General features: G+C 53.5%; 7 protein-coding genes and 1 tRNA gene. 2 read left to right on the forward strand and 6 right to left on the reverse strand.

What is annotated here, in order from left to right:
- Positions 1-342 precede the first annotated feature (342 nt).
- The 5 genes from Enr10x_RS02080 to Enr10x_RS02100 all read right to left on the reverse strand — a co-directional run bounded on the left by Enr10x_RS02080 (position 343) and on the right by Enr10x_RS02100 (position 7,095).
- Complete coding sequence (locus Enr10x_RS02080; RefSeq protein WP_145448006.1) at positions 343-1,494, reverse strand: tetratricopeptide repeat protein; 1,152 nt, start codon at positions 1,492-1,494, stop codon at positions 343-345.
- Between the two features lie 34 nt (positions 1,495-1,528).
- A complete protein-coding gene (locus Enr10x_RS02085; protein WP_145448007.1) occupies positions 1,529-2,620 on the reverse strand; it encodes a tetratricopeptide repeat protein in 1,092 nt (363 codons plus the stop codon).
- A gap of 103 nt (positions 2,621-2,723) precedes the next feature.
- A complete protein-coding gene (locus Enr10x_RS02090; protein ID WP_145448008.1) occupies positions 2,724-3,875 on the reverse strand; it encodes a tetratricopeptide repeat protein in 1,152 nt (383 codons plus the stop codon).
- 36 nt (positions 3,876-3,911) lie between these two features.
- Positions 3,912-6,533 (reverse strand): TIR domain-containing protein, encoded by a 2,622-nt coding sequence (locus Enr10x_RS02095; protein ID WP_145448009.1) that lies wholly within the window; start codon positions 6,531-6,533, stop codon positions 3,912-3,914.
- A 477-nt stretch (positions 6,534-7,010) separates the two neighbouring features.
- Positions 7,011-7,095: transfer RNA gene (locus Enr10x_RS02100), tRNA-Leu, on the reverse strand.
- Between the two features lie 297 nt (positions 7,096-7,392).
- On the opposite strand from Enr10x_RS02100, the gene Enr10x_RS02105 reads away from it, so the two are divergent.
- Positions 7,393-10,590, forward strand: coding sequence for a YCF48-related protein (locus tag Enr10x_RS02105; RefSeq protein WP_145448010.1), 3,198 nt, complete (start codon positions 7,393-7,395; stop codon positions 10,588-10,590).
- A gap of 169 nt (positions 10,591-10,759) precedes the next feature.
- Positions 10,760-11,722, forward strand: coding sequence for a ribonuclease H family protein (locus Enr10x_RS02110; protein WP_145103525.1), 963 nt, complete (start codon positions 10,760-10,762; stop codon positions 11,720-11,722).
- Here the strand turns inward: Enr10x_RS02110 and Enr10x_RS02115 are convergent, their stop codons facing one another.
- Positions 11,723-13,204: a sodium:solute symporter gene (locus tag Enr10x_RS02115; RefSeq protein WP_232093199.1), complete on the reverse strand. Its 1,482-nt coding sequence runs from the start codon at positions 13,202-13,204 to the stop codon at positions 11,723-11,725.
- Positions 13,205-13,286 lie beyond the last annotated feature (82 nt).

The following is a 13,286-nucleotide window of genomic DNA, read 5'->3' on the forward strand; positions in this document are numbered from 1 at the left end:
GGCGAGTGATGCCGGATGGATGGTTGGATAATTCCGCGTTCTTCTCACTACGGTCTTGACAGAAGCTTCCTCATGGATGGTACCCGGCATAATTAGCCTTTCAATGCTTAATTTCGATTAAAATATATAGTTGCGGCCATACTGAGCTGATAAAAAAAGAGTAAACGCAACAAGGTATGAAACTCATTGTACAGCAAATTTAAAAAACGTCCGTTTTCTCGGAATGAGCCGCGTCGATCCTCACTTCACTCGCTGTAAGCTAAACCTTGCATTTATAATCAAGAAACTGCGTAATCCTCGAAGGACCATGTAGCGTGGCGCGCGTCTACGGCGTGAACAATTTCAGAGCTTCTTCAACGCCTGCACGGCCTGTTGTGTCTCGCGCGACAAATTGAGCATTTCGAAGAGAGCCTGGGCCTTTTCGTGGTATCGCCGGGCTTGATCGTGATCACCCGTCTCACGGTAGAGAGTGCTCAGGTTGAAGTATGAAATGGCCGAAGTATGCTGATCACCGGTGAGTTCGCAAATCTTCAGGGACTTATCGTAGTATTCCAGAGCCCTAGGCGTGTCGCGCTTCTGTTGGTATACGCTGGCTAGACCGTCGTAAGCCTTTGCCATTTTCGGCTCGTCTCCAATCCGCTCGGCGATCTCTAGGACTTTTTTGAACATGTAGATAGCCTCGTCGAATTCGCCCATTTCCCGGTAAATGCTGCCAAGCGTGCCGTACGAGTTGGCGGAAGTCAGTTCGTTGCCCAGACTATCAGAGATTTCCAGGCTCTTCAGAAGCATCTCGATCGCGCGGCCATAGCGACCTTGCTTTCGATATACTTCTCCCAGATTGCAATATGCACTGGCGGAAAATCGCTCATCACCAACCCGCGACGACATGGCAAGACCCTTCTCGTATGCCTCAATCGCTCGATCAAAGTTACCTTGAATGTCATAGACGATTCCCAGATTGAGGTAGCTTCCAGCTAGTAGCTGTTCGTCGTCGAGTTCTATGCCAATCTGGATGACATTCTGGTAGTGCTTTACCGCTTGCAGATATTGCCCCCGCATACAGTAGAGATCACCGATTTTGCTGTAGCTTACGCCTTGCAACAGCCTATAGCCCAACCGTTCCGACAAGACGAGTGACTGCTGCAACAGCTTCATTGCCTGCGGGAAATCGCCACGATGCTCACATAGTTGGCCTAGAGCCATGACAGCCATGCACTGAATTTTCAGGTCACTTTCAAGTTCGCCTTTCTCCAACGCCGCGAAGAGACATTGTTCGGCTTCGTCCCAGCGACCGACGCGCAAGAGTTGCTCACCCAGTGCACCGCACTCAAGTGCCAACATCTTGTCCAAATACTGAACCGGATTTTCAGATGTCGCTTTCGTCTGGGCATGCGGGAGCATCATCAAGATCTGTTCATCTGACATGCTTGTCAACTCGGCGTGTTGCGAGCGGAGTTGGACGATCGCCGTTTTGACTGCTGGCGGGATTTCCATTGTATCATGTTTTTCCTTCTTGGTGCGATCAATTTCAGAGCGTTTTCAACACCCGAGCAGCCTTTTGTGCTTCGTGCGACAGGTCGAGCATTTCGAAGAGAGACTGGGCTTTTGCGTAGTGCTGCCGGGCCTGATCGAGGTCGTCAGCCTGGAGGTAGACATTACCAAAGTTTAAGTTTACGATGGCCGCGCCATGCTGATCACCAATGCGTTCGCTGATCTTCAGAGACTTGTCGTTGTATTCTAAAGCTCTGGCTGTAACACCTTTGTGTTGATACGAAGTGGCGAGATTGCAGTAAATCTGTGCCATCCTTGGCTCATCTTCAAACCGTCGGAAAATATTCAGGGCCTTCTCGTGTATGCTGATGGCTGTGTCGAATTGACCCATTTCGAGGTAGACGTTACCGAGATTGTGATAAGCATCGGCGGAAATCTGTTCGTTGCCCAGGCTATCAGAGATTTCCAGGCTCTTCAGAAGCATCTCGATCGCGCGGTCGTAGCGGCTCTGCTGTTGGTAAATACTACCGAGATTGCAGTACGATGTAGCGGTCAAGTTTTCGTCCCGCAAAGAAAGTGAGATGGCAAGACTCTTCTCACATGCTTTGATTGCCCTCTCATAATCGTCTTGCCTTAAGTAGACACTGCCCAGATTGCAGAAGCCGACAGCTTGTCCACGTTCGTTACCAATTTCTTGGTCAATCTCGATTGACTTTTTATAGTAATCCGCTGCTTTTGTGTATTGTCCCTGTATGCGGAAGAGTTGGCCGATTTCTCCGTAATTAATACCTTGCAACCGCTGATCTTCTAAACGCTCCGCTAGATCCAGTGACTGCTGCAACAAAGTCATCGACTGTTGCGAATCGCCCCGTTTCCTACACAAACGCCCCAACGATATGGCAGCCATACACTGAATCAACAGTTCGCCATCCTGCTCGCTTTTCTTCAACGCCACAAAAAAACATTGTTCAGCCTCGTTCGTGCGGCCAGCGTTCAAGAGTTTTTCGCCCAGCGCGCCGCATTTACTTGCGGACATTTTGTCCAGATTCCGAATAGAATCTCCCCCAGCTTGCGGCTCGTGGGCTCGCCGTAGCATCATAAGAATTTGTTCATCCGACCAGGCTGCCAACTCTGAGTTCTGTATAGGGTGTTGGGAGCTAATCGCTCGAAATTCTGGGTTGGTGTTCACTTTTCACCTTTTATATACGCCAATCGTTGATCTACGATCAACTTTACAGTGTCTGCAACGCCTGCGCGGCCCGTTTTGCATCGAGGGTCAAATCGAGCGCTTCGCAAAGGGCCTTAGACTTTTCATAATGCTGACGGGCCTGATCGCGGTCTCCGATCTGACGGTATAGAGTGGCCAGATTGAAGTATGAAATGGCGGCACCGTGCTGATCGCCAATGCGTTCGTCAATCTTCAGCGACTTGTCATAGTACATCAGAGCTTTGGCCGGGTTGCCCTTTTGGCTGTATACGATGGCCAAATTACAGAATTCCTTAGCCATGCCTGGCTCATCTCCGATCCGCCCGCAAATCCCCAGTGCTATTTCGAACAGACGGATCGCCTCGTCGAATTCGCCAATTTCGCGTTGGACATTACCGAGGTTGCCGTACCTATCCGCGGAAATCAGGTCATCGCCCAGACGGTCGCTTATCGTCAAACTTTTCAGCAGCATCTCGATCGCGCGGTCGTGGTGGCCCTGCTCTTGGTAGATCATACCGAGGTTGTCGTATGCTACGGCGGAGCCGCGCTCATCGCCTAAACGCAAGGAGAAGGTAAGACTTTTTTCTAGTGCTTCAATCGCCTGCGCTAAATCACCTTGTTTTCTGTAGACGATCCCCAAGTTACCGTAGCTTGCAGCGCGAAGCTGTTTTTCGTCGAGTTCGTTGCTAATCTGCATGACCTTCTTGTATTGATCTGCGGCTTGCCCGTATCGGCCCTGCATACGATAGAGTCCACCAATTCCGTTATAGATTACGGCTTGCATCTGCCGGTCACCCAACAACTCCGCCAAGCCAAGTGCCTTCTGCGACAGCTGCATTGCCTGATGGAAATCACCTCTAAGCCTACATAGCTCGCCTAATGATTCCACAGCCATACACTGAATTTTCAGGTCACTTTCAAGTTCGCCTTTCTCCAACGCCGCGAAAAAGTATCTTTCCGCCTCATCCCAGCGACCAGGGTAGATGAGTTTCTGTCCCTGCGAGATGCAGTCATCGCCCGACATCTCGTCGAAATCCTGAACCAAGTCTCCCTCGGCCTCTGGCGACTTGGCTTGTTCGATCATCATCATAAGCTGCTCATCCGACACGTCCTCCAACTCGGTGTGCTGCGAGCGGGTTTGCGCGATCATTGCTTTGATTTCTTGCGGGATCAACATTATGGTATTTCCCTGAATTTCTATGCTCTATTGCCATTACTGTTTCTTACCGGTAATACCCCAAATCAGCATGCTGATTGGATCAGGTCGTCTCTTCCTGAAGTCTACCTGTTTCATTGTATTCAAAAAAACAGGCAGCTTCGGCTCTCTGCGACAAGAACGAAGCAGGACTGGAATGACTGGGCATTTCCGGTCAATAAACTCCTTGATGAAAGCGTTGAGTTCTATATTCTGCCACGGCCCGACCTCCGAATCACCTACGAACACTGCGGCCGATGGGATTTTTTCAATATGTTTTTGAAGCTCATCCTGCCAAGGGATACCTGGTCGCAACTCCCAATCATCCAGCCAAGGGAGAATACCCCGTGACCGTAGATATATTCCAATTCTGCGCACCTCTGTCTTGTCATTGGTGTTATGGCAGAGAAATACATCGTATGCACTGCGCTGCGTTTTCTCTTCGACAATTCCAGTTACTGCAGCATCAGCAAGAACCCGAATATCGCTTATTCCAAGGTCTTCCAATTTGCCAGACTGAAATAGAAACAACAGTTGGGATGCCTGTTCAACGGTTAATTCGATAGCGAATTTTGTACTACCAGAGTAACTCCCAAGTGTAACAATAGGTGGCGCTAAAGTTACTAAAGATTGAATCCTTTTCACAATTTGGTTTTCTATATCTTCATCGAAGCTTTGGAATTTGGTGCGCAAACTTAGTTCGACGATCGTTCTTTGTGAAGGTAACGACCAATGCGGAATACGCCGAGTTAATTCATCTCGTTCCCTTTCAACCTTAGCCAGAGCTTCTTGCTGTTTTGTCAGGGCTTGTGCGTTGGCAATCATAGCCGAAAAGGCCCGGTTGTTGGCCTCGAAGATGACCTCTGCATTGTCAGCTGATACATAATGATGCGCGAACATCAAGGAGTTGTTATAAATGCAGTTCAGCGCCAGGTCGAAAGTCTCCGAACGAGGCATATCGCGAAGCTGGTTAATCAGTGGATTCTTGATATTCAAGTGCAGGAATGTATCGGATTCCGACACACGTAGACTCTTGGACTTGGCCATCTTCTGAAACATCTGCTTGATCGCGTCGCTGCTGACCCCCGTTTGTGCACCAACTGCGTTGATATTCGCCAGTTCCTTGTCCTCCTGCTGTAGCGGTCGGGCAACCAGCACCGCAGGCACGGTTTCTGGCTCAAACTCGACTGCGCGGGCTTCCTTCCCGATCCGCTGCTTGAACGCCAGTTCCAGCGTTTCCCACTTTCCACTAACCGTGTCCGGCTCCCGGAAAATTACTCCGGAATCGGCGGCCAGCCTCTCGACCTTCAGGCCCTTGCGCTTGGCATACGCTTCCAGGAAGTATTCTTCCATGCCCCAACTGGCGTCGATCACCGGCAGGCCTTTGTGCGAGAACAACAGCTTGTGCTGCGTGCCGGAACCGCTCTCAGCAAAGTAGTAAATCACGTTATCGGATTTCTCCAAGTATTCCTGGATCGTAATATGGCCTAGGTCAGTATTGACGCGGACCAGATCACAGATGGCATCGAAGAAAGCGTCGTCTTCCAGTGCGCGGGCCTTGATCGTGTTGTTGTATGCTCCAACCAGTAATTTGAGTTTCTCGACATCCTTCTGCTGGAGCATTCTGAGATAGGCAATAATAATGCCACCCAGCAAGTCTTGCACGCGACGGTAGGCCTCGTCAATGATGACCTCGCCGCGGCTGAGTGTGGGGGTTAGCTCTGAGGTGTTGATCACACCCTTAACGAACCGTGCCCAGTGGGGCAGCAGTTCCTTGTCGTTGGCTTTGATGAACATACGTGTGATGTACACATCGACTTCGCCAAAATCTCGCGTCAACTCAAAGGGGATCAGTGGAATGAACAACAGACCTGAAACGTTGGGCAACGGCTGGCCATCTTCGGATTGTGCGCTGGCCGAGTTGAACGGGATTAGCCCCAGCGGGAACAGGCCCCAACGGGATTGGATGTACTCGTGCAAGTCGGTCTGACCTTCATCCTCTTCCCAGGGAGGAGTAGTAGAGTTCACTTGCTTGCCCTGAAGCAAGATGGGGACCGAGAGGAAATCGGCGTATTTCTTGATAGCCTGACGGAGCCGCTTTTCGTCGAGCAATTCCATCTTACTGTCCAGCAGGTACAGCACGATGCGCGTACCAACCTCAGGTTTGTCATACAATTCGGTCGTGTAGTGAATGTCACCTTCGCAACTCCAAAAGCACCCAGTCTGATCGTGTTGGTACGAGCGGGTATAGACCTCGACTCGCTCGGAGATAGAGAATGCCGACAGCAACCCGATTCCAAATTGGCCGATCAACAACGCGGATTTCTCGGCGTTGGCACCGTGCAGTTCGTCCCTCTGGATACGAGTAAAACTTTCGCCGACGGTGGAAAGGTTCTTATGCAATTCGTCCTCGGTCATGCCCGCGCCGTTGTCTGCGAAGGTCAACGTACCCTGCTCGTGGTTGAATGTGACCTCGATTGATGGGTTTGAGAATGATTCATCGAGGGTCGTGCGAATGATAGACGTATCGTGGGCGTTCTGAATCATCTCGCGTACGGCTACGTCCGGCTCGGCGTAAATGTTCTCGCCCAGCATCCGTAACAATCCTGGCAAATTGATCTTGATTTTGCGACGTGCCATTGAGCATTTCTCCGCAGACGTTACGGCAATTTGTACAGTATGTCAGTATGTCGCATTCTTGGCACTAAGACAACTCTCGGTTTCATTTTTTTTCGCATTTTCGGAACTGTACAAACTCTTGGGTGACCACTAGTGCGATACGTTAACTCAAACGCATCAGCCACATCGAGTGGTGGTCAAGATCGAGTTGTTTCCAAATTCTTATCAACTCGATCCTTTTATATGACCCCGAAAAACGCCGTTTATGCTGGCACTTCTTATCAGGCACAGGAGGCTTGTTTTCGGTTAAACTGGTCGCTCGCCAGCATCCCTCGAGGTATGATAGTGTTAATTCGTTATTGGGCTGGAGAGGTGAGACCATGACCTCAAATGTAATTCCAATCTCATTGAAATTTTGTCCGCGATTTGTCCGCGGTGAGTCCATTCAATAAAAAAAGGACTCAGGGCTGAATAGCCCTAAGTCCTTTAATAATTTAGTGCCCAAGAGAGGACTCGAACCTCCACGGGGATTACCCCCACTAGCCCCTCAAGCTAGCGCGTCTGCCAATTCCGCCACTTGGGCTCGTCTTGCAGCTGCTTTCGATTACCTGTACAAGTGCCTGAAAACAGTCTGAATGTCGAGGATTTCCCAGTATAACAATCCGGGTGGGGCCATCAAGGGACGCGGATACCAATCTCGGGGTGAAAATACAGGGATTTTGTGAAAATGGACCTGCAATGAGTTCAAACTTCCCTCCCCGTAAAATCTGCATTTTTGTAAACTACGTCCCGTTTTTGACCGTCGCAGCAGTTCACTTCCGTGGAATACGGAAACCTGGCTGTTGCTGACGACCTGAATCGATTCGAACAAGGATGTCCGATGCTGATTTTCAACCGCCGGTATGCTCATTTCTCCCTGCGTGTGGCCTTCCTGGAAGTTCTGCTGTCGCTCTGTTTCCTGAGTGTGACCTCCTCGCTTCAGGCAGACACGGGATCGGGGGCAGCAGGTTCGCCTCTGCTCGATGATGCGAATCTGCACGCGGTTCAGTTTCTGGGACCCAAAATCGGCTGGGCGGTTGGCGACCGGGGTGTGATTCGCAAAACTGTTGACGGCGGACAGAGCTGGCAGTTTGTGCCGAGCCCCGTGGATTGTCCATTGAGACACATCTGCTTTGTCACCGATCAGATTGGCTGGATTGCCGGGGGAGGGACCGCGCCTTACGGTCACCTGAACCAGGGCGTCCTGCTGTTTACGAAAGATGGGGGCCAGACCTGGACCGAACTGATTCAGAAGCGTCTGCCGCGACTGCACTATGTGCGGTTCTTCGGGATGAAAGAAGGGGTCGTGGTTGGTGACGCTTCGGTGCAGCATGCCAGCGGGATCTTCAAAACCGAAGATGGCGGAAAAACCTGGCAGGATATTACCGGCTATGAATCTCCCGGCTATCGCAGTGCCGCGTTTTTTGATGAACAGACCGGCGTCGTCGCCGGTGCTCAGGGACGCCTGACGCTGGTGGGGGGCGGGGGTGTGTTGCCGCCCCGGTTTCCGCCTCAGGGACTGCGTGGCATTCAGAATATTCAAGTTCCACTGACCACGACCGGCTGGATGGTGGGCGATGGGGCGTTATTACGGAAAACAATGAACCGGGGCCTGGTCTGGGAAATGCCTGCCGGGGCACTGCCCGATCCTCTGAAAGATTTTACCGATTTCAAAGCCGTCGAAGTGCGCGGAAATCAGATCTGGGTCGCCGGCGATCCGGGATCGGTGATCTGGCATTCCGCCGACGGAGGTCAGACCTGGCAGCAACAGTGGACGGGACAGAGTACTCCGCTGTCATCAATTGATTTTGTCGATGAGCAGACCGGCTATGCGGTCGGCGCACTGGGAACCATCTTACATACGCGCGACGGTGGTCTGTCGTGGCAGTCGAATCATGGCACTGCGCGTCGCGTGGCGTTGATGTGTGTGCACGCGCAGCCCGAGCAGATCTCGTTTGAGATGTTGAGTAAATATGCAGGCGACCAGGGCTACCGGAGTATGGTGATGCTGCCGATTCGACGCGACCTTGGTCCGGAGGGGCCCCGGTTCCAGGATCTGGATTTACGGCTCGGTGAAGCGGTGGTCAGCGTCGGCGCTTCGGTCGGTCAGCAGGACTGGCGATTTCCGGTTGAGATTCCGGAACTGGAGCAGAATGCCGACCGCCTGATTGAAGAATGGAATAAGCATACGGAAGGTCGGCTGGCCCCGGTAACGTTGAGTCGCTTCGTGGCTCAGCTGCGGACCTGGCGGCCTGATGTGCTGATCATCGATCAGCCGCGGGGGAAGGATGCGGCGTCGACCCTGATGAAAGATGCGATGCTGCAGGCGGTCCGCTATGCCGCCGATGGGAGCCGTTATCTGGAACATCGCGAGCAGGCGGGGCTGAATCCCTGGAAGGTCAAGAAAGTCTTTCTGCGGTTGCCGCCGGGAAGTTCAGGGCATGTCTCTGTCGAGGCAGACGAGTATCTCTCCCGGCTGGGTTTGACGGCTGCGACGGCTGCTTCGTCCGGGAAACAGATCCTGGGTAAGGATGTGGCTGGTGAGGAAAGCCGCAGCGTGTATCGGCAGATCGACGTGGATGCAGCAGACGGCTCGGGGACACAGACTGTGATTTCAGGGGGCACCCTGTTTGCCGGGATTGCACTTGCTCCGGGTTCAGCAGCGCGACGACAACTTCCCGAAATCAGTGCTGCCGATGAAGAGCGAAATCGGAAACTGGCCGAACGTCAGCGGAATTTGAAATCGATCGCTGCAAAGCTGATCAATGATCCCCAGCTATCCGCCCAACTGATGTCGCATCTGAAAACAATGACCCAGGGACTGTCCCGCCGGCAGGCAGCATTGCAGCTGGAGCAGCTGGCCCAGGAGTACATCAAACATCAGGATCTGGATAAAGCCGAAGCGACCTGCCGGGAACTGGTGGAGCAGTATCCACAGGAACCAGAGGCAGTACGGGCGATGCTCTGGCTGTTTCAACTCTGGTCGAGTGAAGAAATTGCCTGGCAGCGAAATCAAAAGGTGGCTGTAGAGCGGAGCCGGTCTACCAATTCTCCCGAGCAGGTGTCGAATCAGGTGCAGAACGCATCGCGGTTTTCGGATCCGTCAACCGCTTCCCTTCTGGAGACGGTTCGGCAGGTGGGGCAGATCAATACCGGGGCACCCCAGAACTGGCGGACGCAGACGGACGAAAACTGGAAGAAGCAGGCCCTGGCGGCGGTGCGCTGGTTTCAACAGTACGCACCGGCTTTTTATGAAACGCCGGAGGTACAGATTCCGCTGGCGTCGCTGTATCGCCTGATCGGTTCGCATGGTAAGGCAGACGATATCTTTCTGAATTATCATACCCCCGCGGCCAATGAGTCATGGAAGAAGATTGCGAAGGCGGAAAACTGGCTGCTGCATCCGGCCAGTGCCCCGCCGCGTCCCGTGTATCTCTGTAAATTCACCAAGACGCGACCGGTGCTGGATGGGCTGCTGTCCGATGAATGCTGGCAGTCCGCCGAGGAATTACATCTCACCGCGAAACCCGCAGACAAGGGGGAGGGGGCGGCTGCTGTCGGCGCCAATCCGCTGGATCGTCCGTTTGTGCTGATGTCGTATGACAGAGAATACCTGTATGTGGCTGCCAGTATTCCGATTCGGGACGAACTGGAATATCCCGCGGCTCCCGATTCCGGACGCAGCTACGACGCGGATCTGAAACGGCAGGACCGCCTGGCTTTCGCTTTTGATATCGATCGGGATTACACGACCTATTATCAGCTGGAAGTCGATCACCGCGGGTGGACGCGCGACAGCTGCTGGATCGATCAGAGCTGGAATCCCCGCTGGTACGTGGCCCGCGAGAAAGACCGGCGGCACTGGCGGACCGAGTTTGCGATACCGCTCAGCGAGCTCGCACCGGAGACACGGGTTAAGCGAAGCACCTGGGGATTTTCGGTAGTGCGAATTCTCCCGGCGCTGGGTCTGGAAGGCTGGAATCATCCGCTGACGACCTCGCCTCGACCGGATACGTTCGGCCTGATGCGGTTTGAGTAGCAAGTCGCCGGGATTTCTGTCTCGATTCGCTTTTTCAGGCGGTCTTCGTTTCAGGGAACACTCCCTTCGCCTATGATGACACTGTTTCAAGAATCAACCTGCAGGCAGCCCGGTGTGTCGCCGGTGGTCAGCAGGTCATACGTGTTTCGAAACAGGGGATGGAGCGAAAATGGGTTACCTGATTGGCATGGACGAAGCCGGCTATGGGCCAAATCTGGGGCCACTTGTGATTACTGCCTGCTTGTGGGAAGTGCCCGGGGATCCGCGCGACTTTGATTTCTGGCAGGCGCTGGAGTCTGTCGTTTCCAACAGTCGTCCGTCCCGGAAATCCGATCTGCTGCATGTCGCTGATTCGAAGGACGTGCATTCCTCGGCGAAGGGACTGGGGCCGCTGGAACGCTCGACGTTCCCTTTTCTGCAGGTTCTTAATGGTGAAAGCCAGGTCGATTCACTGGGAAAGCTCTGGCAGTTGCTGGTCGCTTCGCCCGCGCATCTGGAAGAGATTCAGCAGCATCCCTGGAACGGCGACGACCGGTTTGCTCTGCCAACGGTTGTCGAAGCAGAGGCGATGAGTGACTCCGGGAAGAACCTGAAGGCGGCACTGGAAGAGGCGGGAATCCAGCTCAGGGCGATCTGTTCGGAGATTGTGTTACCCGAGCGATTCAATCACCTCTGCAGCGAGTATGGCAGTAAAGGTGTGATGCTGACGCGACTCTGTATGCGGCTGCTGACGCGGGTCTGGGATCGGGAGAGTGATGCACCGACACTGATTATTGGCGATAAGCACGGCGGTCGGAACCGCTACGATGAATTTCTGGATGAGATCCTGGATGGGGAGATGATCTTTCGCGTGGAGGAGTCGACCGCGCGGAGCGTGTATCGCGTGGGGGCGACGGAGATTCGCTTCCAGACCAAGGCCGAAGCACATTTTCCGGTCGCTGTTTCCTCGATGGTCTGTAAGTACACGCGGGAAGTGATGATGGAACAGTTCAACCAGTTCTGGTCGGAACATGTGCCGGATATCAAACCGACCAAAGGCTATCCGGTCGATGCGCGGCGTTTCAAAAGTGAGATTGCTGACGCTCAGGCACAGCTGGAGATCGCAGATCATCTGCTCTGGCGCGGTCAGTGATTATTCTTCCATTTCTGTATGTGTCTGTTGAGAAGCTGGCAGGAAGCGACTGCTGATGATGCCGAAGATAAAGACCGTGCTGGCGCCGATGAGCGTATACCAGGGCCAGGCGACTGTGCCTTTGATCCCGAACGCCACATACAGCACTGTGGCTAATCCGACGAGAAAGCCGAACAGGGCTGATGCCTGGGAGGCCCGCTGGCTGAAAGTGGCTAAAAAGAAGATGCCGAGGATCAGGCCCGTAGAGATGCCGGCAATCGCGAGTACGTTTCCGACGACGCTGCTTTCGATGGACTGGCTGGCGATTCCGACAAAGATTTGTGCCAGTCCGAACAGGACCGTGAACACACGGCTGATCCGTACCAGCTCCGACTGTTGTTTCGTGGTGGAGGTCAGCGGCAGATAAAAGTCGTTGACCAGTGCACTGGTAGTGGAACTGAGTGAACTGGAGAGCGTCGACATCGCGGCGGCAAAGACGGCTGCCAGCGTGAGCCCTTTAATGCCTTTGGGGAGGTTGTCGATGATGAAGGTGGCGAAGACTTCATCTGGCTTTTCGAACGGAGTCGCCGGCGGGAAACTTTGATAGAAGGCCGCCAGGCCGATACCCAGCAGCAGAAACAGGGCGAACTGCAGGAAGACCACAAAGCCGCTGAAGCCGAGTGCCCGGGCGGCGTCGCGCTGGTTGCGGGCGCCGAGGTAGCGCTGGATCATCAACTGGTCGGCCCCATGGGTTGCCATGGAGAGGAACATGCCTCCCACCAGTCCGGCCCAGAATGTGTACGTCTTAGACAGGTCCCACTCGAAGTCGAACATCGCCCATTTGTGATTGGTGACTGCGAACTGCTGATAACCGCTCCAGCCGTCAGGCAGGGATTCAATGATGACGCCAAAGGCAAACAGGGCGCCGGCGATGTAGATCACAAACTGCAGGCAGTCGTTCCAGACGACCGATTTCATCCCTCCCAGGCAGGTATAAATGATCGTGCCGATACCGATGACGACCACGCAGGCAGAGATCGGGATGCCGACCACTTTTTCCAGGACGAGTGCCGTCAGGTAGAGTCGCAGTCCGTCGGCCAGGGTGCGCATCACGATAAAGGTGAGTGAAGAGAGTCGTTCCGTCTTGCCGCCGAACCGTTTTTTGAAGACTTCATAAGCCGAATAGATTTCACCGCGAAAATAGAGGGGGAGTAGAAACACGATGACCAGGAAACGTCCCACAATATAGCCCAGGGGAAGCTGCAGGAACTGGAGGTTACCGTCCGGTTGATAAGCGATGCCCGGCACACTCAGAAAGGTGACGGTGCTGGTTTCGGTGGCCACAATTGAACCGAGGATGGCCCACCAGGGAAGTGTTTTTCCGCCGAGCAGATAATCGGAGAGGTCTTTCTGTTTGCCTCCGATCCAGGATCCGAACCAGATGACACCGGCGAGGTAGAGAGCCAGGATGATCAGATCGACATTTCCGATGGCGATATTCACAGTGCAATCCGTTTCATCTTGAACGAGTGATGATGGGCAGAACGCATGACAGGAGTTGTCGCGGACACATTTTTCAACGCCA

Source organism: Gimesia panareensis (assembly GCF_007748155.1).
GTDB lineage: Bacteria > Planctomycetota > Planctomycetia > Planctomycetales > Planctomycetaceae > Gimesia > Gimesia panareensis.